At 69.6% G+C, this 25,641-nt stretch carries 24 protein-coding genes; 14 read left to right on the top strand and 10 right to left on the bottom strand.

Going from position 1 to position 25,641, the window contains the following annotated elements:
- Positions 1–45: 45 nt before the first annotated feature.
- Together DFI_RS08810 and DFI_RS08805 are read left to right on the top strand one after the other, a co-directional pair.
- A complete protein-coding gene (locus DFI_RS08810) occupies positions 46–549 on the top strand; it encodes a hypothetical protein (protein WP_027461824.1) in 504 nt (167 codons plus the stop codon).
- 56 nt (positions 550–605) lie between these two features.
- Positions 606–977: a hypothetical protein gene (locus DFI_RS08805; RefSeq protein ID WP_051307437.1), complete on the top strand. Its 372-nt coding sequence runs from the start codon at positions 606–608 to the stop codon at positions 975–977.
- Positions 978–1,145: 168 nt separating this feature from the next.
- Here the strand turns inward: DFI_RS08805 and DFI_RS08800 are convergent, their stop codons facing one another.
- Genes DFI_RS08800 through sdhC form a run of 4 tightly spaced genes read right to left on the bottom strand, consistent with a single transcriptional unit; the run spans position 1,146 to position 4,502 of the window.
- A complete protein-coding gene (locus tag DFI_RS08800) occupies positions 1,146–1,928 on the bottom strand; it encodes a succinate dehydrogenase iron-sulfur subunit (protein ID WP_081425672.1) in 783 nt (260 codons plus the stop codon).
- A 28-nt stretch (positions 1,929–1,956) separates the two neighbouring features.
- Positions 1,957–3,708: a succinate dehydrogenase flavoprotein subunit gene (sdhA, locus tag DFI_RS08795; protein ID WP_022801671.1), complete on the bottom strand. Its 1,752-nt coding sequence runs from the start codon at positions 3,706–3,708 to the stop codon at positions 1,957–1,959.
- Between the two features lie 60 nt (positions 3,709–3,768).
- Positions 3,769–4,146, bottom strand: coding sequence for a succinate dehydrogenase hydrophobic membrane anchor subunit (locus DFI_RS08790; protein WP_022801672.1), 378 nt, complete (start codon positions 4,144–4,146; stop codon positions 3,769–3,771).
- A complete protein-coding gene (gene sdhC, locus DFI_RS08785) occupies positions 4,146–4,502 on the bottom strand; it encodes a succinate dehydrogenase, cytochrome b556 subunit (protein WP_022801673.1) in 357 nt (118 codons plus the stop codon). The genes DFI_RS08790 and sdhC overlap by 1 nt, the downstream gene beginning before the upstream one ends.
- A 205-nt stretch (positions 4,503–4,707) precedes the next feature.
- Here sdhC and DFI_RS08780 point away from each other — a divergent pair, with 205 nt between their 5' ends.
- A complete protein-coding gene (locus DFI_RS08780) occupies positions 4,708–4,953 on the top strand; it encodes a hypothetical protein (protein WP_027461821.1) in 246 nt (81 codons plus the stop codon).
- 80 nt (positions 4,954–5,033) lie between these two features.
- On the opposite strand, the gene DFI_RS08775 is transcribed toward DFI_RS08780, so the two are convergent.
- On the bottom strand, positions 5,034–7,652 hold the full coding sequence (locus DFI_RS08775; protein ID WP_027461820.1) for an NHL repeat-containing protein: 2,619 nt from the start codon (positions 7,650–7,652) through the stop codon (positions 5,034–5,036).
- A 343-nt stretch (positions 7,653–7,995) separates the two neighbouring features.
- Between DFI_RS08775 and DFI_RS08770 the strand changes: the two genes are divergently transcribed.
- From DFI_RS08770 to DFI_RS08740, 7 genes are all read left to right on the top strand, one after another.
- On the top strand, positions 7,996–9,282 hold the full coding sequence (locus DFI_RS08770; RefSeq protein WP_027461819.1) for a 3-isopropylmalate dehydratase large subunit: 1,287 nt from the start codon (positions 7,996–7,998) through the stop codon (positions 9,280–9,282).
- 37 nt (positions 9,283–9,319) lie between these two features.
- Entirely contained in the window at positions 9,320–10,597 is a 1,278-nt protein-coding gene (locus DFI_RS08765; protein WP_027461818.1) for a hypothetical protein, read from the top strand.
- Positions 10,598–10,674: 77 nt separating this feature from the next.
- Positions 10,675–11,163 carry a 3-isopropylmalate dehydratase small subunit gene (locus DFI_RS08760; protein WP_043776717.1) on the top strand — a complete coding sequence of 163 codons (489 nt, stop codon included), beginning with the start codon at positions 10,675–10,677 and terminating at the stop codon, positions 11,161–11,163.
- An 81-nt stretch (positions 11,164–11,244) separates the two neighbouring features.
- Complete coding sequence (leuB, locus tag DFI_RS08755; RefSeq protein ID WP_022801680.1) at positions 11,245–12,300, top strand: 3-isopropylmalate dehydrogenase; 1,056 nt, start codon at positions 11,245–11,247, stop codon at positions 12,298–12,300.
- A gap of 89 nt (positions 12,301–12,389) precedes the next feature.
- On the top strand, positions 12,390–12,704 hold the full coding sequence (locus tag DFI_RS08750; protein WP_027461817.1) for a hypothetical protein: 315 nt from the start codon (positions 12,390–12,392) through the stop codon (positions 12,702–12,704).
- Positions 12,677–14,131, top strand: a complete 1,455-nt coding sequence (locus tag DFI_RS08745; RefSeq protein ID WP_051307415.1) for an aminotransferase-like domain-containing protein — start codon at positions 12,677–12,679, stop codon at positions 14,129–14,131. Before DFI_RS08750 ends, DFI_RS08745 begins: the two co-directional genes overlap by 28 nt.
- Positions 14,132–14,186: 55 nt before the next feature.
- Positions 14,187–14,639 carry a TlpA family protein disulfide reductase gene (locus DFI_RS08740; protein ID WP_043776715.1) on the top strand — a complete coding sequence of 151 codons (453 nt, stop codon included), beginning with the start codon at positions 14,187–14,189 and terminating at the stop codon, positions 14,637–14,639.
- 135 nt (positions 14,640–14,774) lie between these two features.
- Here DFI_RS08740 and DFI_RS08735 read toward each other — a convergent pair whose 3' ends face one another.
- Positions 14,775–15,914, bottom strand: a complete 1,140-nt coding sequence (locus DFI_RS08735) for an NAD(P)/FAD-dependent oxidoreductase (RefSeq protein ID WP_022801684.1) — start codon at positions 15,912–15,914, stop codon at positions 14,775–14,777.
- Positions 15,915–16,321: 407 nt separating this feature from the next.
- On the opposite strand from DFI_RS08735, the gene DFI_RS08730 reads away from it, so the two are divergent.
- Genes DFI_RS08730 through DFI_RS08720 form a run of 3 tightly spaced genes read left to right on the top strand, consistent with a single transcriptional unit; the run spans position 16,322 to position 20,090 of the window.
- The gene (locus tag DFI_RS08730; protein WP_022801685.1) at positions 16,322–16,813 is read left to right on the top strand and encodes a (2Fe-2S)-binding protein; all 492 of its coding nucleotides are present in this window, start codon (positions 16,322–16,324) and stop codon (positions 16,811–16,813) included.
- Positions 16,814–16,858: 45 nt separating this feature from the next.
- Positions 16,859–19,255: a xanthine dehydrogenase family protein molybdopterin-binding subunit gene (locus DFI_RS08725; RefSeq protein WP_027461814.1), complete on the top strand. Its 2,397-nt coding sequence runs from the start codon at positions 16,859–16,861 to the stop codon at positions 19,253–19,255.
- Positions 19,256–19,295: 40 nt separating this feature from the next.
- Positions 19,296–20,090, top strand: a complete 795-nt coding sequence (locus tag DFI_RS08720; RefSeq protein WP_027461813.1) for an FAD binding domain-containing protein — start codon at positions 19,296–19,298, stop codon at positions 20,088–20,090.
- A 39-nt stretch (positions 20,091–20,129) separates the two neighbouring features.
- Here the strand turns inward: DFI_RS08720 and DFI_RS08715 are convergent, their stop codons facing one another.
- The 4 genes from DFI_RS08715 to DFI_RS08700 all read right to left on the bottom strand — a co-directional run bounded on the left by DFI_RS08715 (position 20,130) and on the right by DFI_RS08700 (position 24,151).
- Complete coding sequence (locus DFI_RS08715) at positions 20,130–21,491, bottom strand: MFS transporter (RefSeq protein WP_051307414.1); 1,362 nt, start codon at positions 21,489–21,491, stop codon at positions 20,130–20,132.
- Positions 21,488–22,414: a polysaccharide deacetylase family protein gene (locus tag DFI_RS08710; protein WP_043776714.1), complete on the bottom strand. Its 927-nt coding sequence runs from the start codon at positions 22,412–22,414 to the stop codon at positions 21,488–21,490. The genes DFI_RS08715 and DFI_RS08710 overlap by 4 nt, the downstream gene beginning before the upstream one ends.
- A gap of 86 nt (positions 22,415–22,500) precedes the next feature.
- Entirely contained in the window at positions 22,501–23,709 is a 1,209-nt protein-coding gene (locus DFI_RS08705) for an MFS transporter (protein ID WP_043776713.1), read from the bottom strand.
- A gap of 19 nt (positions 23,710–23,728) precedes the next feature.
- On the bottom strand, positions 23,729–24,151 hold the full coding sequence (locus DFI_RS08700; protein WP_022801691.1) for a cobalamin B12-binding domain-containing protein: 423 nt from the start codon (positions 24,149–24,151) through the stop codon (positions 23,729–23,731).
- A gap of 279 nt (positions 24,152–24,430) precedes the next feature.
- Between DFI_RS08700 and DFI_RS08695 the strand changes: the two genes are divergently transcribed.
- Positions 24,431–25,618, top strand: a complete 1,188-nt coding sequence (locus DFI_RS08695) for an META domain-containing protein (protein ID WP_051307413.1) — start codon at positions 24,431–24,433, stop codon at positions 25,616–25,618.
- The last annotated feature ends 23 nt before the right edge of the window (positions 25,619–25,641 follow it).

Raw genomic sequence — 25,641 nt, 5'->3', positions numbered from 1 at the left:
GCCTCCCATCTGCCCGCCGCCCCGCGCGCGTACACTGACCCCACCATGAAACCCGCCCCGCTGCTGCTCGGCACGGCGCTCCTCGCCCTCCTCAGCGCCTGCGCCCCCACCCTTACCGCGTCTCACCCCGGCCGCATCGTGAACACCACCACCGGCCAGGAAGGCACCGTGCAGTTCCTCCCCGGCAGCCTCACCCCCCAGGCCGCCGGCGCCACCGGCCCGGACAACGTCGTCATCACCATCGGCGCCGACACGTACACCGGCCGCACCGTCCTGCTGGACGCGGGCAGCACCGCCCCGCAACCCTACGGCTTCAGCGTCGCGTTCGGCGGCAGCACCGGCACGCAGGGCAGCGGCGTCGGCTGGAACGTCGGTTACGGCCCCAAACCCGCCCCGCCTCAGGCCACCCTCAAGACCGGGAACCTGATTGCCCGCACCGCCAGCATGCCCACCCGCACGCTCACCTGCACCCTGACCGTGGACTCCGCCGGGCGCGGCATCGGCGAGTGCACCGACCAGACCGGCGTGAAGTACGCCCTCCAGTTCTGACCGGGGGTGAAGCGGGCCCCGCCTCCAGCCGGGCGGAAATCGCGCCTGAACCCGTGATGCGGGTCGGCCGCGAGAAGCGGAGAGAGGGGCAGAGGAGACCCACCATCGTCTGTCTGTGCGGCAGCGTCCGCTTCCTTGAGGCGTTCGATCAGGCCAGCCTCCGCGAGACTCTCGCCGGCCGCATCGTCCTCAGCGTGGGCAGCCACCGCCAGAGGGATGAGGACGCCCTCGCCCACCTGACCGACGCTGAACGGGCCGCGGCCCTCGATCACCTCGCCGCGCTGCACCGCCACAGGATCGACCTGGCCGACGAGATCCTCGTCATCAACACTGGGGGCTACACCGGCCCCAGCACCCGGGCAGAAATCGCCTACGCCCGAGCACGCGGCAAGACGATCCGGTGGCTGGAAGAACCGCCCGCAGCCTGACCACGGGAACGGCGTAAAAAGAAGGACCGCCCAGCCAGGACGGCGGGCGGTCCTTTCCTTGATCAGACGGCTGAACCTGCTGGATCGGCACCCCGCGTGGGGTGACTCCACTCGTCCGCGGGCGGCCGCTCACTCATCTTGACCAATGGACGTCGGCTGACCTGCTCGTCAGGCCTGCTGGAACATCACGGCGCGCTTGACCTGCTCGATCAGGTCCGTGATCGGAATTTCACGGGGGCAGGCCTCGGTGCAGTTGTACGCGGTGCGGCAGCGCCACACGCCGGTGTTCTGGTTCATGATGTTCAGGCGCTGCTGAGTGGCCTCGTCGCGGCTGTCGAAGATGAAGCGGTGCGCCTGCACGATCGCGGCCGGGCCGAGGTAGCTGCCGTTCACCCAGAAGATCGGGCAGGACGTGGTGCAGCACGCGCACAGAATGCAGTTGCTGGAGTGCGCCATGAGTTCCGCGTCCGCTTCACTCTGGTAGCGCTCGGCGGCCGGGGCGGGCGACTCGTTGATGAAGTACGGCATGATCGCCTTGTACGAGTCGAAGAAGGGTTCCATGTCCACCAGCAGGTCGCGTTCGACCTTCAGGCCGCGGATGGGTTCCACGGTGATGGTCCCGCCGGCTTTCGCCACGTCCCGCACCAGCGTCTTGCACGCCAGGCGGTTGCGGCCGTTGATGAGCATGGCGTCACTGCCGCAGATGCCGTGCTGGCAGGAGCGGCGGAAGGTGAGGCCGGTGTCCTGGTACCACTTGATCTCGTTCAGGACGTCCACGATGCGGTCGGTGGGTTGGGCCTGCACGGCGTACGTTTCCCAGTGGGCTTTCTTGTCCACTTCGGGATTGAAGCGCAGGATCTTTACGTTCAGTTTCACGAGCTGCACGCCGCCGGCCGGGGCCTGGGTCAGCTCCGGGGTCGGGGTCGTGGGCTCGACTTGGGTCTGGGTCATGGAGGAGGCTCCTTTGGTCCGGGAGGTGTCAGTACACGCGGGGCTTGGGCTCGAAGGACCGCGTGAAGCCCTTCAGGGACACATCCTTATAGCCGATAATGACGTTCCCGGGGTTGTTCAGGTCACGATAGGCCATGGTGTGCTTCAGCCAGTTCGTGTCGTCGCGCTCGGGGTAGTCCTCGCGGTCGTGCGCGCCGCGCGACTCGGTGCGGTTCACGGCGCTGCTCGCCATGGCCTCGGCGCAGTCCAGCAGGAAGCCGAGTTCCATCGCCTCGATCAGCTCGCTGTTGTACCGGCGGCTGGGATCGCTGACGCCCACATTCTGGTAGCGGGCCTTGAGTTCCTGGATGATGCCGACCTGCTTCTGCATGTCCGGGCCGTTGCGGAAGATGCCGACGTTGTTCATCATCGACTCCTGCAGCTCCTTGCGGATCGCGGCGGCGTTGTCGGTGCCCTTGCTGGCGCGCAGCGCGTCGAACATCTCGCGGCTCTCACGCTCGGGGTCCAGTGGCATGTCGGGGAATTCCACCTGCCTGGCGTACGCGGCGGCGGCCATCCCGGCGCGGCGGCCGAACACCACGAGGTCCCCCAGGCTGTTCGTACCCAGGCGGTTGGCGCCGTGCAGCGACACACACGCCTGCTCCCCGGCCGCGTACAGGCCCTCCACGCTGCCGCCCATGCCGTCCGTCAGGCACAGGCCGTTCAGGTCGGTGGGAATCCCGCCCATCGCGTAGTGCGCGGTCGGCTGCACCATCACGAGGTCCTTGACCGGGTCCTGTCCCAGGTACGTGCGGGCCAGGTCCGTGATCTCCGCGAGCTTCCCTTCAATGACCTCGCGCGGCAGGTGGGTCAGGTCGATGTGGATGGCGTCCTTGTCGATCCCCACGCCGCGGCCCTCACGGATCTCGGTGGTCATGCTGCGGGCCACGATGTCACGCGGCGCGAGGTCCTTGATGGTCGGCGCGTACCGCTCCATGAAACGCTCCCCGCTGCTGTTGCGCAGGATGCCGCCCTCACCGCGGATGCCTTCCGTGACCAGGATGCCCAGTTTCGCCAGGCCGGTCGGGTGGAACTGATAGAACTCCATGTCCTCCAGCGGCAGGCCCTTGCGGTAGTAGATGCTCATCAGGTCGCCCGTCAGGGTCAGGGCGTTGCTGGTGATCTTGAACACGCGCCCGTACCCGCCGGCCGCCAGGATCACGGCCTTCGCGTGGAAGGTGTGCAGTTCCCCACTGGCCAGGTCGTACGCGACCAGTCCACGGCAGCGGCCGTTCTCGATCAGCAGGTCCGTGACGTGGTACTCGTTGAAGAACATCGTCCCGGCCTTCACGTTCTGTTGGTACAGGGTCTGCAGGATCATGTGACCCGTGCGGTCCTTCGCGTAACAGCTGCGCTCCACGGCCGCCTTCCCGAAGTCCCGGGTGTGCCCCCCGAACTTGCGCTGCGCGATCTTGCCGTCCGGTGTGCGGCTAAACGGCAGGCCCATGTGCTCCAGTTCGTACACGGCGTCGATGATGTCCTTGCTGAACACCTCGGCGGCGTCCTGGTCGGTCAGGTAGTCGCCGCCCTTGACGGTGTCGAACATGTGCCATTCCCAGTGGTCCTCGGCCACGTTCCCGAGGGCCGCACCGATCCCGCCCTGCGCGGCACCCGTGTGCGACCGCGTGGGGTACAGCTTGCTGATGCAGGCGACCGAAGCGCCACCTTTCGCGGCGTACAGCGCGGCCATGAGCCCCGCGCCCCCCGCACCGACGACCAGAACGTCATAACGATGATGCATGAAGTATCCTCTTTGCTCTCAGAAAAACAGGTGAAGCGAAACCGGCCAGCAAAGGCCGGTTCAGATGACGAACAGCCCGATCGTCCCAAACGCGAACAGCGCCGCGATCACACTGAAAAACGCCATCTTCACCCAGGCGCGGTCCGGCCGGGACCGGATGTAGTCCTCGATCACGTACCGCGCGCCGTTCGCGCCGTGCATCAGGCCCAGCGCCAGAATCAGCCAGTCGTACAGTTTCCACGCCGGGTTCCCCAGCTTCGCCACGACCGCGTCGTAAATCGCGTCCGACTCGGACACCTGGATGAACGTCATGTACACGTGCCCCAGCACCAGGAACATCAGCACCAGACCACTCAGGCGCATGAAGATCCACCAGTTCAGTTCAGCATTGCTGTGCGCCTGCATGCGGGCGTCCGTGAGCGTGCGAGCGCGAATCATCAGTACCCTCCCAGGATGCGCGGAATGTTCACCCAGGCGGTGTACGCCACGGCCAGCACCGTGATCGCCAGCACCACGTACCACAGCTGACGCTGCAGCCGCACGCCCCACCCCGTGAAGTCCATCAGGATGATCCGCAGTCCATTGAACGAGTGGTACACCACCGCCGCCACCACGCCAATCAGGCCCACGCGGAACGGCCACAGGTCGTACGTCTCGTGAATGCGCATGTACGCCCGCTCACCGAAAATCATCGACCCGATGCTCACCACGTGCAGCATCAGGTACAGCAGGATCGCCATCCCGGAAATGCGGTGGAACAAAAACGCCCACTGCCCCTCTCTGCCTTTGTACATCCGTCAAGCCTCCTCAACTGTCCAACGACCGCCCCGACCACCTCGAAAGTCCGTTTCAGTCGCGGCGGGGGGCCATACTTCACCCCACCTTTACAGACCCATCAAAGATAACACCGCACGCCAAAACACACACCAAACGCACGCCTGAACCCGTCCCGCCCAGCCAGCCCATACCCGCCTCATACCCGCCCGCTACCCTCCCCCCATGACCCCCCAGCCCCCCACCAAACCCACCATGACCCGCCAGGAAGAACTCCAGTACCACCGCCGCCTCATCCTCGGCCTCATGAGTACCCTCGAAGCCAAAGGCCTCCTCACCCCCACCGAAATCAACGTCATTATCGGCGCCGCCCAGCAGGCCACCCTCCAGCCCGCGCCCACGCAAACACCAAAGAAATCTGCCAAAGCAACGACGGACGCCGTGCCCGTCATCGACCTGAAAATGGAGTGACCGCGGAAGAACCGGGAAGAGGCTGGGGAGATTCCCCAGCCTCTCTGTGTTTTAGGGCACCGCAGGTCGCGGCTTCCTGGTTACTTCAGGAGTGTCGTGAAGGCCCCTGCACCGTTCAGTTCCTCCCACACCACCCAGACGCCCCCGGTGGCCTCGACGGCCATACGCAGCATGTGAGGCCACGCGGTCGTGAAATTCAGCGGCGTGTTGAAGGTGCCTCGTGCAGGGTCGAAGGACACGACGCTACTGGACTGCTGGGTGGCGATCCACAGGCGGCCCTGGGCATCAAAGTCGAACACGCGGAGGCTGGGATCTCCACCCAGTTCGGCGGGAGGCGTAAAGAGACTGGTGGTGCCGTCCGCGTTGATGCGCGCCAACACGCCGCCGTAGATCCCCCCCTGTTTCGTGCCGAACACCCAGAGGCGCCCGGTTGCGTCCGTCCGCACGGCCGTAACGAACTGCAGTCCGGCCAGGGCCTGCGTCTCGACCTGCAGGGTGGTCGTGTCAATGATTTTCAGGGCCTGAGCATTCCCGTCGTACACGTAGACCCGAGTGCCGTCGGCGCTGGTGCTGATGACCCCGAGGCTGCCGTAGCCGCTGGATTTGTAGATCTCCTGCATGGTGCCGTTCGCCGCGTTGAAGCGGGTCACCGTACTGAACTGAGTCGTCCACAGGGTCCCCTGGGCATCCACCACGCCGGCGGTGGGCGTGCCGCCCGAGACGGTCCAGGACGTGAGAGAACCTGCCGCGTACCGTGCGATCTGACTGGAGGACACCAGCCAGGCAGTTTCGTCTGGGCCGGCCATCAGTAGCGGTTCACTGGTGAATCCAGGGAGGGCCACCTCGGTGGTTTCCTGATGGCCGTCAAAGCGCATCAGTTGATAATTGCCGTATTGCCCTGTGGGATTCTGAATGGACCAGAAGCCCGTGCCAGCTGCGGTGGTCACGCGAGGAACATTGACCTTCCCGAGAGAGAACCGCCGAGGCGCGAGATTCAGGGTGGCGCCCGACTCCCCCGAACCATTGGCGCCGGTCACGCGGACCCTGAAGGCCAACCCACTCCGGGCGGTGAGCGCAGCGTCACCCGTCAGGGTCAGGTTCACGGCTGCGGCAGCGTTCTTAGTGTAGTCCGTGGTGACCGGCGTGACGGTCACACCGGCCGGCAGGTCGGTGGCCGTCACGGTGATGGGCCCAGTGAACCCGTACTCACCCTGAATGGAGACGGGCAGCAGAACGGATTCACCGCCATACACCGTCACGCTCTGCGCAGTAATGCGGGCCGTGGGAGCGGCGACCACTACGTTCAGTCGATTCACGACCTCCGTGCCCCCGGCGTGCGTCGCAACGACGTCCACAGGGTAGGTGCCGGGGGCCAGGTTTGCGGGAACGGTCACGGAAAAGGGCGTGCTGCTTCCTGTGCCCAGGTTATCCAGGTGACCTGCCCCGGTGATGCCGGACGCGGACGCGCCGAGGCTGAGATCCACCGGTCCCGTCAGGCCGTGCTGTGGCGTGATGAACGCCGTGAGTTCCTTGGTGTCCCCTGCACCGAGCGTCACCCCCTGGGCGGAGTAGTAACCGTCGCGTAACTCGACAGCGACGCCGGGGGCATTCACCTGCACCTGAACCTGCACGTCGGAGGTCCTTTCCCCCAGCGTGAACCGGAGCGTCAGCCCAGTCGGCGCCATCGTGGAACGCGGTGCATCGCTGGTCGTGCGAATCCGGACAGTGGAGGTGCTGTTCACCGCCTGCGGCCGCAGGGAAGCCCCTGTGGTGTGCTCGGCCTCCAGCGCCGCCATACGGTCGCGGGCGGCCAGGGACGCGCGGAACCCGGAGTTCAGGCTCTGGGCTGTGGTACCGGATGCGGAGGCCAGAGACACGGTCGGCGTTTCCAGAACGAAGCCGGGGGGTGGGTTCACCAGGGAGACCGTGACCGGTCCGGTTAACCCGTCCGGTGCGGTCAGGTGCGTGATGAGATCAAATGCCTCGCCCCGCTGCACGGTGACGAAGGCATTCTGAACCGTGGCCGTGAACGGGACCTCGGGGGCCTTGACCTTCTCGAAGATGGGCGTCATGACCGTGGAGGCCGATACGATGCTGTAGTCGAGCCCAGTGATCATGCCGTTACTCACAGCGGTGATCTTCTCCTGAACGATATTCCAGCCGGCTTTCAAGTTCAGGTTGAAGGTACTGGCGCCACTGCCGCAGTCCAGTTTCCCAGTGATGGTCGTGTTCGTCGAGGCGTACAGGCGCAGGGCGACGGCATGGTTCAATCCGCTGACTTCGCCCTGACTCACCACTTCCTGAACAGCCCCGATCAGGTCGGAGCCCTGAATCACGCCGTAAAGGCCGATCACTGCGATTTTGGAGGAGGCGGGGGTCACGGTGGGATTCGCCGCGCACCCGGCCTGTGGCGCCATGATGAACTGCGACGCCGCCGGAGCCGGGTTGGGCAGGGTCAGGTTGAATGCCCCGTCTGCAGAGAGGGGACCGGTGGCGATGAAGTCCTCACTCAGGTTGTCGTAGGCAGCGAGAATAGCAGCGCCCATGGTGTAGTCCTTGAGCTGGCCGGTGACCTTCGCCCCGTCACGCTGTGGGGTCTCAGGCGCCGGCCCAGGAGGGGTGGGTGGTTGAGGTTGAGGGCAGGCGGTCAGCAGGACGGTCAGGCCGATTAGGGCCGAGGTCAGGGGAAAGCGTTTCATGTCAGCTCAGAATTCTAATTCGCTCGTTTTGTTTTTGCATGCAGAAATGACTTCCAGGTCGGCATTCATGAAGATCCCGTCAGATCCGAATTGGATTACATTTCCTTTATCTGAACCGGATGTCACCTTGTCACCCGTCTACACCTGTGTCTCCTGCCTGCCGCCCGGTGCCTCTACACTGCCGGCATGTTCAGCGCGCCGCCACGACCGGGTGGGTCCATGAAGGACCTTCTTCTTCGTTGGGGGCGTTGAGCGCGGTCCCTGCGTTCCGTTCGCCCCCCGGCAGCCCAAGTGGTGACCGGGGGGCGAACGTTTGGCGCAGGCACCCTGGGAGGCGTGTGGAATGGGAATGACCATCGCGGAAAAGATTCTGGCGGCCCGCAGCGGGCAGGAGCGGGTCGTGCCGGGGCAGTTGATCGAGTGCGCGACCGACTGGGTGCTGTGCCATGAGATCACCACGCCGGCAGCCCTGAGGATGCTGGAGGAACGCGGCATGAACCGGGTGTTCGACCCCTCGCGGATCGTGGCGGTGCCGGACCACAGCGTGCCGGCGATGAACATCAAGGCCGCGAAGATGTACCAGAAGCTCAAGTCGTGGGTGCAGGAGCAGGGCATCGAGCATTTCTTCGACGTGGGCCGGGGCGGGATCGCGCACGTGGTGCTGGAGAACACGGGTCTGGTCAAGCCGGGGCAGACGCTGGTGTCCGGGGACAGCCACACCTGTAACGCAGGGGCCCTGGGGGCGTTCGCGACGGGCGTGGGGAGCACCGACCTGGCGGGCGCGATCTACGCGGGGAAAGTGTGGTTCAAGGTGCCGGAAACCATGCTGATCCGCGTGACGGGCCGCACGCAGCCGGGGGTGACGCCGAAGGACATCGTGCTGGAGGTGATCCGGCGGATCGGGGCGGACGGCGCGAACTACATGGTGATGGAGTGGGTCGGGGACTACATCGACGCGCTGGACATGGAGGGCCGTTTTACGCTGACGAACATGGCGATCGAGGCGGGCGGGAAGACCGGGATCGTGGCGGTGGACGACGTGACCCGGGCGTTCCTGGCCGAGCGGGGCGTGGCGCCGGGTGAGTACACCGAGTACGCCAGTGATGCCGACGCGGCGTACAAGGTGGTCATCGAGGTGGACGCCTCTCAGGTGCAGCCGACGGTGGCATACCCGCACATTCCCAGCAACGGGCGCGTGGCGGGCAGCGACCGGGTCGCGGTGACGCACGCGTACGTGGGGAGCTGCACGAACGGCCGCATCAGCGACCTGCGGGACGTGGCGCGCATCCTGCGCGGGCGGAAGATCGCCGACGGCGTGCAGATGATCGTGGTGCCGGCCACGCAGGCCATCTGGAAGCAGGCGGCGCAGGAGGGCCTGCTGGAGGTGTTCGTGGACGCCGGCGCGAGCGTGAGCTACCCGAGCTGCGGCGCGTGTCTGGGCATGCACAGTGGCGTGCTGGGGCCGGACGACGTGTGCATTTCCAGCAGCAACCGCAACTTCGTTGGCCGGATGGGCGACCCGAGCGCGCAGATCTACCTGGCGAGCCCGGCGACCGTGGCGGCCAGTGCCGTGGCCGGGTTCATCAGCGACCCCCGCGCGTACAACGACGCCGGCCAGGCGGCCGACTGAGATGCCCTTCACGCCGGCTGGGTAAGCTGAACGCATCATGGGAGAAGCGAAACGCCGCAAGCAGCTGGGCCTGATGCCCACCGTCCACCCCTTCGAGGCCCGCATGGCCGAGGACGGGGGCATCACCCTGACCCGAGCGCCCGAAGACGCCCGGCTGCGGGAACAGATCACGGACGCCCTGCGGCTCTCGCAGCCGTACGGCCCAGCGTGGGCCAGCGAGTACCGCACGAACTACGTGATGGCCGGCCGACCCGACGCGTTCCTGGAGACGGCCGCGGACGTGGAGGCCATTCCCGTCCCGGCACACCGCCGCTTCGCGGGAGACCTCGTGCTGGGCAAGGCGGGCGCCGAAACGGCCGGCGTGAGCTTCCCCGTGCCGGGCGGCAGCGTGCGCCTGCGTGAGCAGCAGCACTCCTTCGACGGGGAGCGCTGGGAGAGCTTCCCGTCGAACGCCGACCCGCGCCGCGCGCTGGAGTACCTGATGCAGCACCCGGCCGTGCAGGAGCGGGGCGAGGTGGTCGCCACCTTCCGCGCCGAGCACTGGCCGGAGGGCCGCATCGACATCGAACCCGACCCACCCGAGGAACTGCTGGACCTGCTGGAGTCCGTGACCCGCGAGTGGCACGGCGAGACCCCGGAGGACTGGCTGGACTCGCACCGGGGCCTGCTGGAACAGGGCGGCGAGGAGCCCGAGGATGACCTGCCCGTGCCGGTCGCGCGGCGTCTGGTGCTGGAACTCCGCAGACCGGCGCCGCTGCTCTCGCCGCTGAGCCTGGCGTTCGCCACGCGCGGGAACGTGGAATTCCACCCGGTGACCGCGCAGTCCAGCTACTCCCTGGACGGCGAGAACTGGCTCAATTACGGCGACGGCGAGGACGCCGAACCCGCCCCGGACGGCCTGATGGCCGAACTGCAGAACTTCCTGGACATCGCCACCGTGACCGTCACCGTGCACGCCGACGGCCGCGTGCAGTGGGCCGATGGCGACATCCCCGAGGAGCACCAGGACAGCCTGAAGGCCGACCTGACCCAGTCCACCGGCGCCGGGAACGCGGCCGCCTGGGCAGAGTGGACGACCCACCTGTTCACCGACACCTTCGCCGGGGAACTGGAGGTGCCGGAAGGGGAGACGCTGCCCGTGCCGGTCGCCGTGAAACTCGACATTCCCAAAGACGCCCTGGGCGACCCGGACCCCCTCGCGCAGACGTTCATGGAGTCCGAGGTGACCTTCAACGGCCAGGACTGGCGCGACCTGTACAGCGAGGAACTCCCCGAAGAACTGCAACCCTACGCCGCCGGGCAGGGCGCGAACTGACCGGAACGGCCCCCCCGGCCCGCCCGCCGCGCTTTGTGCCCGGAGCCCCGAACCCCTGACCCCCCAAGGAGGCCCCCATGCCGAAAGTGCACGTGTTTGCCCGCGACCACATCAACACCGACGAGATCATTCCCGCCCGCCACCTGACCACCGACGTGGAGGCCGAACTCGCCCCGTACGCCATGGAGGACTACGACAAAGGCTTCGTGAAGCGCGTGCAGCCGGGGGACATCATCGTGGCCGGCGCGGACTTCGGGTGCGGGTCCAGCCGCGAGCACGCCGTGTGGGCGCTGCGCGGCGCGGGCGTGTCGGCCGTGATCGCGCCGAACTTCGCGCGGATCTACTACCGCAACAGCATCAACAACGGCTTCCTGGCCCTGGAATGCGACGGCATCGTCGAGGCCTTCCAGGACGGCGACGAGGCGGACCTGGACCTGCCGGGCGGCACCATCACCAACACCCGCACCGGGCAGGTACTGCGCTTCGTGCCGGTCCCGCAGTTCGCGCTGGACGTGCAGCAGGCCGGCGGCTGGCTGGAGTACATGAAAACCCACGTGCAGATCTGACGCCCCGCGCATAGACGACGCGCCCCGCGCCCACCCGCCGACCGTCTACCATCCCCCTATTCCCGCACTGGAGGTGCGCCCATGCCCAAGATCGTGACCCTGCCCGGAGACGGAATCGGCCCTGAAGTGACCGCTGCTGCCGTGGAGGTGCTGCGCGAGGTCGCGCCGGACGTGACCATCGAGGAACACGCCATCGGCGGCGGCGCCTACGAGGACCACGCCGACCCCTTCCCGCAGCGCACCCGCGACGCCCTGAAAGACGCCGATGCCGCGCTGCTCGGCACGGTCGGCGGCGCGCACGATAGCGCCTGGAACAAACTGCCCCGCCACCTGCGCCCCGAAAGCGGCCTGCTCGCGCTGCGCCGCGAACTCGGCTGCTACGCGAACCTGCGGCCCGTGCGGGTCCTGCCGGGCCTGGAACACCTCTCGCCACTGAAGGCCGAGATCGCCCGCGGCGTGGACATCCTGATCGTGCGTGAACTCCTGGGCGGCATCTACTTCGACCAGGACCGCAGGATCGACGGGGACACCGCCTACAACACCATGCGCTACACCACCCCCGAGGTGGAACGCGTGGCGAAGGTGGCCTTCTGGGCGGCCGAGCAGCGCCGTGGCCGCGTGACCAGCGTGGACAAGGCCAACGTGCTGGAAGTCTCCGAACTGTGGCGCCGGGACGTGCAGGCCCTGCGCGACCGCGACTACCGCAGCATCCACCTGAACCACGAGTACGTGGACAGCGTCGCCATGCTGGTCGTCGCCAACCCCAGCCGCTACGACGTGATCCTCACCGAGAACCTGTTCGGCGACATCCTCTCCGACCTCGCTGCCGTGATCCCCGGCAGTCTGGGCGTGATGCCCAGCGCCTCCCTCGGCGACGGCGCGGGCCTGTTCGAACCCATCCACGGCAGCGCCCCGGACATCGCCGGGCAGGGCGTCGCCAACCCCGCCGCCGCGATCCTCAGCGCCGGCATGCTGCTGCGCCACGGCCTGAAACGTCCGGACGCCGCGAACCACGTGGACCGCGCCGTGGCCATTGCGCTGCGCGAGCACCCCACCCGCGACCTGGGCGGCAAGGCCGACACCCGCACCTTCACGCACGCCGTGCTGGAAGCGCTGGGTACACCCGCCGTCGGCTGAACTCCGAGAGTCTTCAACTTGCAGGCGCGCCAGGGTTCAGTCCCCCGGCGCGCCTGCATTTTTCCTTTTGAGTTGCGGCATCCTGAGGCATGACCACCGAACCCGCCGTGACCTTCCCCGGCCCGAAACGCATCCCTTACCCGGGCGGCTGCGTGCTGGAACCCGGCCCGTACGCGCTGGAGTACCTGCTGAAGTGGCCCGCGGACATCACCGTGAACGGCCGCGTGCACCCGAACGAACCGGTGTTCCCGTTCATCCGCGCGCTGCTGGCCGAACCCGACAAGTACGGCCTGACGCCCGGGGAGGCGCAGGCCGCGCGGGACCGGTACGTGACCCTCGCCGGACAGGCCCTGGAACAGGAGGGCGGCGACCGCGCGTGGCTGACCCGGGAACTGGACCGCTGACCCGCGTGACCGTGCCGGACCTGCTGCCCGCCCTGCCGGGCGAGACGGTCGGCGCCCGCGTGACCCGCACCCTGCGGGACGCCGTGCTGCGCGGCACCCTGCCCGACGGCACCCGGCTGCCCGGCCACCGCGCGCTCGCCGCGCAGCTGGGCGTGTCCCGCAACACCGTGGTGGACGCCCTGGACACCCTCACATGGGAGGGCTTCGTGCAGGCCGCCCCGCGCAGCGGCACACGGGTCGTGCGGCCCGCCCGCCCACAGCCGGGCGCCGCGCCCCCGCTGCCACTGAGCGACTGGGCGCGCCGCGCGCTGGCCGGGCAGGTGCAGGACGTCGCCGGGACGTACGCCGTGGACTTCCGCCCGGGGCAGCCCGTTCCGGACCTGTACCCGGCCGCGTGGACGCAGGCGCTCGCCCGCCGCGCCGCCGCCGTGCACCACTGGCGGGACGCCGCCGGGGACGCCCTGCCCGACCCGCTGGGCCCGCTGGAGACCCGGCGCGCCCTGGCCGCGTACCTGAACGCCGAACGGGGCGCGCAGGTCACGCCGGACATGGTCATGCTCACCGGCGGCACGCAGGGCGCCCTGGACGCCCTCGCCCGAGCATTCCTGGAACCCGGCCGGACCGCCGCGATCGAGACGCCCACGTACGCCGGGGCGCACGCGGCGCTCTCCGCGACCGGCGCGACCCTGCACCCCGTTCCCGTGGACGACCACGGCCTGATTCCCGCACACCTGCCCGCGCAGGCCACGCTGCTGTACGCCACGCCCGCCTGCCAGTACCCCACGACCGCCACCCTGCCCGCCGCGCGCCGGCAGGCGGTGCTGGACTGGGCCGCGCCGCGCGGCACCCTGATCCTGGAAGACGACTACGCCGCCGACCTCGTGCACGGCACCGGCCAGGGCGGCCGGGCCCCCGCCGTGATGCAGGCCCTGGACCCGGCGCGCGTGATCCTGCTCGGCAGCTTCAGCAAGAGCCTGGCCCCCGTAACCCGCAGCGGCTTCCTGGCCGGCCCGCCCGCCGTGATCCAGGTGCTGGCCGGCACGCGCCCCCTCACCGACCGCGCGCCGGGCACCCTGGACGCCCTGGCCCTCGCGGACCTGCTGGGGTCCGGCGCGTACGCCCGGCACGTGCGCCGCACCCGCCCGGTCCTCGCCGAACGGCACGAGGCAGCCACCCACGCCCTGCACGCGCACTTCCCGGACTGGCAGGTCACGCCCGCCCGCGCCGGCCTGCACCTGCACGTCACCCTGCCGCCCGACCAGAGCGCCGCGGACGTGATCGGCCGGGCCGCCCGAGGCGGCGTGGCCCTCGGCGGCGTGGACGGCCAGGAAGACACCCTCCTGCTCGCCTTCGCGCACCTCCCGCCCCCCCGGCTGCGGCAGGGCCTGGCGCGACTCGCCCGCGCCCTGCACCCGCCCCACCCGTAACGAGCCGCGAAGGCCCACCCATCCACTCCCCCCGCCCGTGCCGTACGGTGCAGGCATGGACTGGCCCGCCCCGGACGACTTCGTGCACGGCTCCCCCCTCACGCCGCCCTCCGGCTGGGACCGGCCCGGGCTGGTCATGACCTTCAACCTGGAGTGCGCCGCGTGCGTCACGCGCGGCATCCCGTTCCTCAAACGCCTGCACGCCGAATTCGGGGACCGCGTGCACCTGCTCGCCATGCACACCAGCCACGGCCACCGCCGCCTTCCGCGGGAGGACGTGGAACCCACCCTGGTGAAGTTCGCCCGCGACTTCGGGAAACTGCCGTTCCCCGTCGCCCTGGACCTGCACGGCGAGTTCGCCCGCCACTGGCACACCGAAGGCACCCCGCACTGGCTGGCCTTCGCGCCCGGCGGGGACCTGCTGCGCAGCGTGTACGGCAGTCAGGAAAACGCCCAGACCCGACTCCAGTACCTCCTGGAAGAATGGGCCGGGCACCTCGGGGAATGAGAAGAGATCATTGCTGAGGGGAATAAGGGCCCGTTGACCCGGGAGATCACACCAGCGCAAGACGTGTTGGCGCTCATGGCAATGCAAAGGCGCCGGGCCGGAGGATTCCCCCGGCCCGCGCTTTTCCCTTCGTGTTCAGTCGATGCTCTGGCGCCACTTCCATTCGCTGGCGCGTTTCATGACGTGGGCCATGCCGCCGGTGATGGCGAGTTTCTGGTTCCAGGGGAGTTTCATCCAGCCGACGGCCATCAGGCCGCCCAGGCTCACGAATTCCCCCAGGGTGCTGGGCACGTAGGGGGTGAGGGCTTCGCCGCGGGCGAGGCGGCGGAGGTTGCCGGCGGTGACGCGGCCCTGCTGTCCGGCGTGCTGCGCGGTGGTGGGGACGGGGTGGCCTTCCTCGTTCAGGGCGAGGCCCATGTCGCCCAGCACGAAGACTTCGGGGTAGCCGCGGGCGCGCAGGAATTCGTCCACGGCGATGCGCCCGCCGGGGCCTTTTTCCAGCCGGTCGCCTTTGACGAGGTCGCGGGCCTGGATGCCGCCGGTCCAGATGATCTTCCCGGCGGGAATGACCTTCTGCTGGCCGCCCTGCGTCTGCACGGTGACGCTGTCGGCGGTGGCTTTCATCAGGCGGTGCCCGGTGAGGGTGTGGATGCCGTACTCGTCGAGGGTGCGCTGGGCTTTGGCGCGCAGGGCGTCGTCCAGGACGGGGAGGATCTTGGGGCCGGCTTCCACGAGGTAGATGTTCATGGGCGGCAGGCCGCGGGCCTTGGTGAGTTTCTCGGCGCGGCGGGCAAGTTCGGTGACGAGTTCCACGCCGGTCAGGCCAGCGCCGCCGACGACGATGTCGCGGTGGCCCTGGTAGTCGCTGGCGTAGGCGCGGTTGACGTAGTGGAAGATCTCGTCGGCGTCCTGGATGTCCTTGAGTTCCACGGCGTTCTCGGCGAGGCCGGGGATGCGGTAGAAGTTGGTGGTGCTGCCGAGCGCGACGACCAGGGTGTCGTAGGTGAGCACGCGGCCGTCTTTGAGGGTGACTTCGCGGGTGTCGACGTTGACGTCTTTCACGGCGGCCTGTTCCCAGTGCACGCCGGTGCCGCGCAGCAGCGGGACCAGGGGCACGGTGACGCGGGTGTTGTGGGCGGCGGCTTCGTGGAGGCGGGTTTCGAAGGTGTGGTAGTTGTTCTGTTCGACCAGCAGGGTGGTCATGCGCGGGTCGGGTTTGAGGCTGGTGGCGGTGGCCAGTCCGGCGTATCCGGCGCCGAGGATCAGGGTGTTCATGGGTGGCTCCTGTGGGAACCGGGCCGGTTCCTGGGGGGGGTCATCCGGGGGCGGGTGTGAGAAGACTCGGGTTCAGGTGAATCTATTCACATGGGAGCGGCAGGCAGGGGCCGGGAAACGGAAGGCAACCCGGGACATTTCTCCCGCCTTCCCCCAGAGTGTACACCACACACCAAGGCACCCCCAGGGGTGTTCCCTGTGCGGTACTCGCCGTGCAAAACCACACAATCCTGAACCGAGTTCAACCGTTCGGCGGGCCGGCCCGACCGCGTGCCATCCGGCCCCGGCTGTGATTGAATGCAGGAGTTCCACAGTGCACAGGCCCCCCAGGCGCTCCCGCCCGGGCGCGGCTCCCGTTCATCCCCACGCCCCAGCGCGCGCCCCTGGCGTCCCGCACGGAGGACCGCATGAACATCACCGTCACCGTGAACGGCACCCCCTACACCCGCGAGGTCGAACCCCGCATGCTGCTCGCGCACTTCCTGCGCGAGGACCTGGCGCTCACCGGCACGCACCTGGGCTGCGACACCAGCCAGTGCGGCGCCTGCACCGTGCACCTCAACGGCGACGCCGTGAAAAGCTGCACGGTCCTGGCCGTGCAGGCCGACGGCCAGCAGGTCACCACCATTGAGGGCCTCGGCACGCCCGCCGAGCTGCACCCCCTCCAGCAGGGCTTCTGGGAAATGCACGGCCTGCAGTGCGGGTACTGCACGCCCGGCATGATCATGAGCGCCGCCGACCTGCTCAAGCACCACCCGGACCCCACCGAGGACCAGATCCGCCATCACCTGGAAGGCAACTACTGCCGCTGCACCGGCTACCACAACATCGTGAAGGCCGTGCAGCACGCCGCGCAGGCCATGAAGCAGGGCGCGCAGACGCAGGCCGCCGATGACTGAACCGAGCGACCGCCGACCGACACCAGCTCAGGAGGGGGAAGAGGCATGACCGAGGCAAACTCCGACAAGTACGTCGGGCGGGCCCTGAAGCGCCGCGAGGACCCGCGCTTCATCACCGGCACCGGCCGCTACACCGACGACATCCAGCTGCACGGCACGCTGCACGCCGCGATGGTCCGCAGCCCGTACCCGCACGCCCGCATCCGCAGCATCGACAAGGCCAGCGTGGAGGGCATGCCCGGCGTGGTCCGCGTCCTGACCGGCGACGACGTGAAGGAGGCCGGCATCGGCAGCATCCCGGTAGGCTGGCTGCTCCCGGACCTGAAGACCCCGGCACACCCGGCCATCGCGCAGGGCGAGGCGAACCACGTGGGCGACATCGTGGCCGTGGTGATCGCCGAGACCCGCACCCAGGCCGAGGACGCCGCCGCGCAGCTCGACGTGGACTACGAAGCCCTGCCCTCCGTCGCGCTGGGCAGCGCCGCCCTGGCCGAGGGCGCGCCCCTGGTACACGACGACATTCCCGGGAACGTCGCCTTCCACTGGGAGATCGGGGACGAGGCCGCGCTGAACGAGGCCTTCAAACGCGCCAAGCACACCGTGAAGGTCAAGCTGCGCAACCAGCGGCTGGTCGCCAACCCCATCGAGCCGCGCGCCTCGCTGGCGCAGTTCGCGCCGGCCAGCGGCGAGTACACCCTGTACACCACCTCCCAGAACCCGCACGTGCACCGCCTGATTCTCGCGGCGTTCGTGATGAACATCCCCGAACACAAGCTGCGGGTCGTCAGTCCGGACGTGGGCGGGGGGTTCGGCACCAAGATCTTCCAGTACCAGGAGGAAGTGATCGTGCTGCTCGCCGCGCGCCTGCTGGGCCGCCCTGTGAAGTGGAGCGCCCGGCGCAGCGAGGCCTTCGTCAGCGACGCGCAGGGCCGCGACCACGAGACCGAAGTGGAACTCGCCGTGGACGACGAGAACCGCATGCTGGGCTTCCGCGTGAACACCGTCGCCAACCTGGGCGCCTACCAGACCCTCTTCGCGCCCGCTGTGCCCACCTACCTGTACGGCACGCTGTGCAACGGCGTGTATAAGATGCCGGCCGTGCACGTGAAGGTCACGGGCGCCATGACGAACACCGTGCCGGTGGACGCCTACCGCGGCGCCGGCCGCCCCGAGGCGACGTACCTGGTGGAACGCACCGTGGACGTCATGGCCCACGAACTGGGCCTGGACCCGGCCGAGTTCCGCCGCCTGAACTTCATCGGCCCGGACGAGTTCCCGTACCAGACGCCGGTGGCGCTGGTGTACGACAGCGGCAACTACGAACCCGCCCTGGACCAGGCGATGGGCCTGATGAACTACCGGGCGTTGCGCGAAGAGCAGGCCCGCATGAAGGGTGGAAAGACCATCCTGGGCGTGGGCCTGATCAGCTTCCTGGAAGCCTGCGGGCTGGCGCCGTCCGCGCTGGTCGGGCAGCTGGGCGCGCAGGCCGGGCAGTGGGAGAGCAGCCTGGTGCGCGTGCACCCCACCGGGAAGGTCGAGCTGTACACCGGGTCGCACAGCCACGGGCAGGGCCACGAGACGGCCTTCACGCAGATCGCCGCGGACGAGCTCCAGATTCCCATCGACGACATCGAACTCATTCACGGGGACACCGGCCGCATGCCGTACGGCTGGGGCACCTACGGCAGCCGCTCGGCAGCGGTGGGCGGCAGCGCCCTGAAACTCGCCCTTCAGAAGGTCACCGCGAAGATGAAGAAGATCGCCGCGCACCTGCTCGAAGCCTCCCCGGACGACATCGAGCACGAGGACGGGCAGTTCCGCGTGAAGGGCGCCCCGGACAAGGCCAAGAGCTTCTTCGACATTGCCCTGATGGCCCACCTGGCCCACAACTACCCCGAGGACCTGGAGCCCGGTCTGGAAGCCACCGCCTTCTACGACCCGAAGAACTTCGTGTATCCCTTCGGCACGCACATCGCCGTGGTTGAGATCGACACCGACACCGGCAAGGTGAAGCTGCGCGAGTACGGCAGCGTGGACGACTGCGGGCCCCTCATCAACCCCCTGATCGTGCACGGGCAGGTGCACGGCGGCGTCGTGCAGGGCGCCGGGCAGGCCCTGTGGGAGGAAGCCGCCTACGACGACGAGGGGAACTTCCTGTCCGGCACGTACATGGAGTACGCCATGCCCCGCGCCGACGACGTGCCCTTCTTCAAGAACGGCCACACCGTGACCCCCAGCCCGCACAACCCCCTGGGCGTGAAGGGCATCGGGGAGGCCGGCACCATCGCCAGCACCGCCGCCGTCGCCAACGCCGTGATGGACGCCCTGTGGCACGAGTACGGCATCACGCACCTGGACATGCCGTACACCAGCGAGAAGGTCTGGCGGGCCATCCAGGACGCCAGGGGCAGGCAGGCGGGCACGCAGGCCGCCGACGACTGAGCACTCGTTTGCAGCGGGCGCCGGCCCGCGGAGGGACACGATGTACCCAGCCAGCTTCGACTACCGCAAGGCCACGAGCGTGGAGGACGCCCTTCAGGCCCTCGCCGAGCACCCTGAAACGAAGGTCATCGCCGGCGGCCACTCGCTGCTGCCCGCCATGAAACTCCGGCTCGCGCAGCCGCCCGCCCTGATCGACATCTGGGACCTGCCGGAACTCAAGGGCATCCGCGAGGACGGCGACTTCTTCGTGGTGGGCGCCATGACCACCCACGCCGAGGTGCTGCGCAGCGCCCTGCCGCTGTTCCCGGAGGTCGCCGGGTGGGTCGGGGACCCCCTGGTCCGCAACCGCGGCACCATCGGCGGGTCCCTCGCCCACGCCGACCCCAGCGCCGACTACCCCGCCGCCGCCCTGGCCCTAGGCGCGCAGTTCGTGATTCGCGGCCCCGGAGGAGAGCGCACCGTGCAGGCCGACGACATGTTCCTGGGCATGTTCGAGAGCGCCGTGCAGCACGGCGAGCTCCTCACTCACATCCGCGTGCCGAGGGGTATCCAGGCGAGCGCCTACGAGAAGTTCCGCCACCCCGCCAGCCACTACGCCGTCGTGGGCGTGGCCGCCGCCCGGCACGCCGGCGGTGAGATCCGCGTGGCGTACACCGGCGCCGCCGAGAAGGCCCACCGCCTCACGAAGCTGGAGGACGGCATCCGCAGCGCCGAGTACCGGTTCAAGGACCTCGTGGACCCCGGCGACCTGCTCGGGGACCGCTACGCCAGCGCCGAGTACCGCGCGCACCTTGTGGACGTGCTCGCCGAACGCGCCGTCGGCCGCCTGGGCTGAGCCCTCCCGGCGCCTGAATCCCCCCTGCGTGGCGGGGGCTCAGGCGCGTTCTTCGGCCCGCCTGCGCGCCAGGGCGGCCTGCACCTCGGCCAGCCGGCGCCCGTGCAGCGGGTACAGCAGCATCAGCCCCACCGCCAGCGCCGACCCGATCAGGGGCGGCACCGTCATGAACAGCCGGAACCCCTGCGCCACCGAGTCCGGCTGCACGCTGAGTTTCGGGTCGTACCCGTACCGCGCGGACACCCACCCGAACGCGGCCGCCACGACGGCGCTGCTCAGCGTGGTGATCAGGCCCGCCAGGCCGTAGTACGAGCCCTCGCGCCGCTCCCCGGTGCGCAGCTCGTCCTCATCGATCACGTCCCCCATGATCACGTCCCCCATCAGGATCAGGCCGGCCAGCCCCACCCCGAACAGCACCGTGGTCGCCAGCGCCGCCGCGAAGGTCTGAATGACCAGCAGCGGCAGCACCGCCACGCCGCACAGCGCGAAGGCCAGCAGCAGCGTGGTCCGCGCCCCGAACCGCCGGGCGACGAACTGCCGCCACGGCCACAGGAACACGCCCGCCGTCACAAACGCCGTGGCAAGCAGGACCGTGGTGTTCAGGCCACCGTCCAGGCCCAGGCTGTACTTCACGAAAAACCCCATGCCGGTCGCCAGCGTGCCAGTCGCCACGAACCGCATCGTCTGCGCGAGCACCACGGTCAGGAAGCTGCGGTTGGTGAAGGTGGCCCGCAGCGCCGCGCCGAGCGCCTGCGCCGGCCGCTCAGGCCGGGGCTGCTCGAAGGTCCGGCCCACCCCGCCGTACACCGCCGCCGCGCTGATCAGCGCGAACAGGAGGCCCATCGGCCCCCAGCCGATCTGCGCGGCCAGCACCGGAGGCAGCGCCAGCCCGATCAGCAGCCCCACCACCTGCACCACATTCATCTTCACGGCCACGTCCGTGCGCTCCGCAAAGGAGCGGAACATCTCCGGCAGCAGGCTCAGGTACGCCGAGCCCATCATGGTCCCGGTCGTCTCCCACAGCACCCACAGCACCCCGAAGTACAGCAGCAGCGCCCCGGGGCTGCTCACCCCGTCGAAGGGCGCGTTGAACAGCAGCGCCAGGAACAGCATGGTGGGCAGCGTCGCGAACAGCAGGTACGGCCGGCGGCGGCCCCAGCGGCTGCGTGTCCGGTCCGACAGGTACCCGATCACCGGGTTGTCGATCGCGTTGTACAGCGCGAACGCCGACATCAGGGCCGCGAACCGCACCGGGTCCACCTTCAGGTGATCCACGTAGTACAGAAAGAAGAAGCTGGACACCTGCGCCGGAATCACCATGCCCAGGTTCATCAGCGCGTACCGCCACCGCACCCCGGCCGGCGTGACCGCCTCCACGGCGGCCGGCAGCGTGGCCGTCACGCCGCGCCCCCCAGCTTCCGGCGCAGCAGGTCCCGCAGCGGCCCGTAGCCGATCACCTGCACGCCCAGGCCCTCCACCGCCCGCCGCAGTTCCGGGCGCCGGAACGCCTCGTAGTTCGCCACCCGGCCCGCCCAGTCGGAGGCCACCGCGCGCAGCTCCGGGGTGTCCCGCGCCGGATGCAGGATGAAGTGCGTGATCCCGGCCGGCAGGTCCCGCAGCCACGCCAGCGTGAGGGCCGCGTGGTCCCCGCCCTGGTCCAGCGGCAGCATCCGCAGGTGATCCACCAGCGGGAACCCGCGCTGTTCCAGCACCTGCCCCAGCCCCTCCGCCTGCGCGGCCTGCCCGGCGTCCAGGCCCACCGCCTGCCACCCGGCCGCCGGGAAGCGCGGGTACAGCAGCGGAATGCCCCGCGTGGTCGCCAGTTCGACCACCTCGCGCACGTAGCGTGGGTCGGCCGCGGCGCCCATGTGCGCGTCCAGGTGCGTGACGTCCAGCCCCCAGGCGAGCGCGGCGTCCACCTGCGCCCGCAACTCCCGGCCCACGGTGCCCGGGTCCGCCTGCCTCGCGTCCTCCACCCGGCGGTGAAAGAACCCGGCCCCGTCCACCAGGCGCGGGTCCTCCGGGGTGAGCAGGGGCCGCCAGCGGCAGGCGTCCCACTCGCTGGTCAGGGTGAGGTGCACGCCCACGTCCGACCCCGGCACGTCCCGGGCGGCCTGCACGGCCGCCGGGCTCCATGCGCACGGCAGCATCACGCTCGCCGAGGACAGCAGCCCGACCTCCATCAGGTCGCGGTACGCGGAGACGGTCGCCTCGGTCATGCCGAGGTCGTCGGCGTGGAAGATCACCACGCGGTCGGTGGGGGAGAACCCCAGGGCGGGCAGGGCCGGATTGGGTGAAGGGGCAGGCGGGGCCAGGCGCGTCATGCGGAACTCCTTCCAGGCTGGGGGACAGGAAACGGACCGGACTGCGGGTTGCGGTCCGGTCACTATGTCACTGTTGCCCGCGCGTGTCAGGCGGAATGCACGGCGGGCCGCGGCCGCCCGGCCCGCCACGCGCTGAACAGCGGCAGGAAGCCCAGCGCCGCGCAGGCGTACGCCAGGGTGGGGAAGCCCGCGTGCGCGATGGTGAGCCCGCCGGCCAGCGTCCCGAACGCCGACGCCGCGTACCCGAGCGCGTCCGTGACGCCCTGCGCCGCCGGGAAGCGGGTCATGGCGCGGCTCCCGGCGATGTTCACGAGGTTCCAGCCCAGGCCCAGCAGGAACATGCTGAACCCCAGCCAGGACCCGGACAGGGGGGCGGTCAGGGCGGCGGCCACCAGCAGCAGCGCGCCGCTGACGTACCCGAAACGCACGCCCAGCCGGTCGATCAGCGGCCCGGTCAGCCACCCGAACGCGAACATGCCCGCCACGTGCACCGTGATCAGGGCCGCCACGCCGGCATGGTCCACCCCGGCATGGTGCGCGCGCAGCGGCGTGAGGCTCATCAGCGTGACCATCAGGCCCTGCCCGATCGCCATCGCCAGGGCGGTGCTGCGCACGCCGGGCATGGCGAACGCCGCCCGCAGACTCAGGCGGTCCTGCGTCGCGGCCTGCGGGGCGCGCAGCGGCGTCCACGCGCGCATCAGCAGCGCGGCCGTGAGCATCAGCGCCGCCGCGACCAGCCAGCCCGTGACTTCCGGCGTGGCGCCCACCCGCCCGGCCAGCCACTCGATCTGGTGGGAGGTGGCGGTCATCGCCACAGACCCCAACACGCTCATCAGCATCAGGACGCCCAGGGCCGCGCCGCGCCGGTCCTGGGGCACGCTCTCGGCCGCGGCGTACCGCGCCTGCTGGTACCCGCCCTGCGCCGCGCCGAACAGCCCCGCGCCCAGCAGGAACGCCGGCACGCTGCCCGCCCGCGCCCCCAGGAAGCCCACCACGGCCCCCAGCACGCCCAGCGAGAACGCCGCGCTCAGGCCCAGGCGCCGGCCGCGGCGCAGCATCAGCGCCCCGAACAGCCCCGCACTCAATGCGGCACTCAGGCTGATCACCGTGGCGGGCAGGCCCGTCAGGCTCTCGCGGCCCAGGCCGCTCATGATCACGCTGGCCAGCACGGTGCTCACGTTCGTGGACCCGGTCGCCAGGGCCTGCGCCAGGTACAGCGGCAGAAGCCGCCCCACGTCCAGCGGGGCGGCGCGTTCGGTCACGGCGGCCGTGACGGACTCAGCGGAAGTGGCCATTCAGCGGCAGGGCCGGCGCTTACGCGTCGCCCAGCGCTTCCCAGCGGCGCTGCACGGCTTCTTTCAGGTACTCGGCGGCGTCCTGGGTGCTCGCGCCGGGCGTGAACACGCGCCCCACACCCAGCGCCTCCAGTTCCGGCAGGTCCTGGTCCGGGATGATGCCGCCGCCGAACAGAATGATGTCCGACGCGCCCTTGTCCTTCAGGAGCTGCGTGACCTCGCGGAAGTAGTGCATGTGCGCGCCGGACAGCACGCTCAGGCCGATGGCGTCCACGTCCTCCTGCAGCGCGGCGTTCACGATCATGTCGGCGGTCTGGCGCAGGCCCGTGTAGATGACTTCCATGCCGGCGTCGCGCAGCGCGCGGGCCACCACCTTCGCGCCCCGGTCGTGGCCGTCCATGCCGGGCTTGGCGATCAGGACCCTGATACGGCGATCTTCCATGACTGCATTCCTCCTGCGCGTCCCCGGCGGGGAGCGGTTGAACTGAACTGGGCAAACGGAGCGGCGGACGGGGGCGGGACAGACAGCGGGCGCGCCGGGCACGGCGAAGCGGGAGAGAAGCGGCACACGCTGACCACCTCACGAACCAAACGACCGTTTGGTGGCAGATGCCGCATTCTACCCGCCCGGCCCGCACCGGCACGTCCACTGTCCGGCCGGCGCGCCCCACCGGCCCCTGGCCATCAGCCCCCGTTCAGAACCGTGAGGTACAACACCCTCATGTACGCCCTGCTTGCCGTCCTTGCCCTGAGCAGCGCCGCCGCGCCCGCCCAGCCCCCCACCACGATGGCCCAGCTGCCGCCCGCCCGGACCGTGCCGGCCTCCACGCCGCCCCTGACCGGCACCACCTGGACGCTGGTCCGGCTGGACACCGGCCGCGGCCCCATCACCCTGAACCCGGGCCTGGAGCGGCCCACGCTGCGCCTGGTCGGCACCTCCGCCACCATCACCACCGCCTGCGGCACCCAGACGGTGCCCGTGACCCGCAGCGGCGCCATCCTGAAGTTCCCGCGCCTGGGCCAGGGCGGCAGCGCCTGCCCGGACGCCCAGCTGTCCCTGCACGGCGACTACCTGGACCTGCTGCGCCGCACCACCCGCTACGCGCTCCAGGGCCTCACGCTCACCCTGAGCGCCGGCACCGGCCGGCTGGTGTTCCAGGCCGCGCCCACCCCCATCCCGGCCCCGGGCCGGCCCGCCCCCGTCAAACCCACGCCCGTGCCACCCGGAGGCCCCATGACGCAGGCACCCGCCCCCCGCGAGGTCAGCGTGACCGCCCTCACCCTGAACGGCAAGGCTGTGCCCGTGCCCGCGGACGCCCGGCTGCGCCTGACCACCACGGCCGGCAAGGTGGTCCTCACCGGCCGCCTGGACTGCAACACCCTGACCGGCCAGGGCACGCTGACCGGCAGCACGCTGCGCCTGACCGCCCTGGCCTCCACCCGGATGCTGTGCCCTGCCGCATCCGCCGAGAACGCCTTCCTGGCCCTGCTGCGCGGGCCGCTCACCGTGACCGTGCAGGGCGACACGCAGACCTGGCGCGGCGCCGCCGGACAGGTGACGCTGCGGGACGTTCCGGCCGTCGCCACGCCCGCCGCCCCCACCGGCACCTTCGTCCTGACCCGCCTGAACGGCCAGCCGGCCCCCGCGCTGAACAAACCGGTCAGCATGACCTTCGAGAACGGCCAGATCGGCGGCACCGACGGCTGCAACAGTTACGGCGGGCAGTACACCCTGAAAGGCGGCGTGCTGCAGGTGGGCCAGCTGGTGAGCACCATGATGATGTGCCCGGACATGGACGGCCCCCGCCTGTTCTCGCTGTTCGAGCTGAACCCCACCCTGACCCAGGCGGGCGCGACCCTGACCCTGAAGGCGGACGGGCAGGTCTGGGAGTTCACCCGCCAGCCCTGATCCGGGGCAGGGCAGTGGGGGAG

Origin of the sequence: Deinococcus ficus (genome assembly GCF_003444775.1) — a bacterium.
GTDB classification, from domain to species: domain Bacteria; phylum Deinococcota; class Deinococci; order Deinococcales; family Deinococcaceae; genus Deinococcus; species Deinococcus ficus.
Note: the sequence above shows the minus strand (reverse complement) of the source record. Positions and strands in the feature narration are given on the sequence as shown.

Coding starts and splice junctions, on each gene's coding strand:
- DFI_RS08810 (WP_027461824.1), top strand. CDS start 46: ATGAAACCCGCCCCGCTGCTGCTCGGCACGGCGCTCCTCGCCCTCCTC.
- DFI_RS08805 (WP_051307437.1), top strand. CDS start 606: ATGCGGGTCGGCCGCGAGAAGCGGAGAGAGGGGCAGAGGAGACCCACC.
- DFI_RS08800 (WP_081425672.1), bottom strand. CDS start 1,928: ATGACCCAGACCCAAGTCGAGCCCACGACCCCGACCCCGGAGCTGACC.
- sdhA (WP_022801671.1), bottom strand. CDS start 3,708: ATGCATCATCGTTATGACGTTCTGGTCGTCGGTGCGGGGGGCGCGGGG.
- DFI_RS08790 (WP_022801672.1), bottom strand. CDS start 4,146: ATGATTCGCGCTCGCACGCTCACGGACGCCCGCATGCAGGCGCACAGC.
- sdhC (WP_022801673.1), bottom strand. CDS start 4,502: ATGTACAAAGGCAGAGAGGGGCAGTGGGCGTTTTTGTTCCACCGCATT.
- DFI_RS08780 (WP_027461821.1), top strand. CDS start 4,708: ATGACCCCCCAGCCCCCCACCAAACCCACCATGACCCGCCAGGAAGAA.
- DFI_RS08775 (WP_027461820.1), bottom strand. CDS start 7,652: ATGAAACGCTTTCCCCTGACCTCGGCCCTAATCGGCCTGACCGTCCTG.
- DFI_RS08770 (WP_027461819.1), top strand. CDS start 7,996: ATGGGAATGACCATCGCGGAAAAGATTCTGGCGGCCCGCAGCGGGCAG.
- DFI_RS08765 (WP_027461818.1), top strand. CDS start 9,320: ATGGGAGAAGCGAAACGCCGCAAGCAGCTGGGCCTGATGCCCACCGTC.
- DFI_RS08760 (WP_043776717.1), top strand. CDS start 10,675: ATGCCGAAAGTGCACGTGTTTGCCCGCGACCACATCAACACCGACGAG.
- leuB (WP_022801680.1), top strand. CDS start 11,245: ATGCCCAAGATCGTGACCCTGCCCGGAGACGGAATCGGCCCTGAAGTG.
- DFI_RS08750 (WP_027461817.1), top strand. CDS start 12,390: ATGACCACCGAACCCGCCGTGACCTTCCCCGGCCCGAAACGCATCCCT.
- DFI_RS08740 (WP_043776715.1), top strand. CDS start 14,187: ATGGACTGGCCCGCCCCGGACGACTTCGTGCACGGCTCCCCCCTCACG.
- DFI_RS08735 (WP_022801684.1), bottom strand. CDS start 15,914: ATGAACACCCTGATCCTCGGCGCCGGATACGCCGGACTGGCCACCGCC.
- DFI_RS08730 (WP_022801685.1), top strand. CDS start 16,322: ATGAACATCACCGTCACCGTGAACGGCACCCCCTACACCCGCGAGGTC.
- DFI_RS08725 (WP_027461814.1), top strand. CDS start 16,859: ATGACCGAGGCAAACTCCGACAAGTACGTCGGGCGGGCCCTGAAGCGC.
- DFI_RS08720 (WP_027461813.1), top strand. CDS start 19,296: ATGTACCCAGCCAGCTTCGACTACCGCAAGGCCACGAGCGTGGAGGAC.
- DFI_RS08710 (WP_043776714.1), bottom strand. CDS start 22,414: ATGACGCGCCTGGCCCCGCCTGCCCCTTCACCCAATCCGGCCCTGCCC.
- DFI_RS08705 (WP_043776713.1), bottom strand. CDS start 23,709: ATGGCCACTTCCGCTGAGTCCGTCACGGCCGCCGTGACCGAACGCGCC.
- DFI_RS08700 (WP_022801691.1), bottom strand. CDS start 24,151: ATGGAAGATCGCCGTATCAGGGTCCTGATCGCCAAGCCCGGCATGGAC.
- DFI_RS08695 (WP_051307413.1), top strand. CDS start 24,431: ATGTACGCCCTGCTTGCCGTCCTTGCCCTGAGCAGCGCCGCCGCGCCC.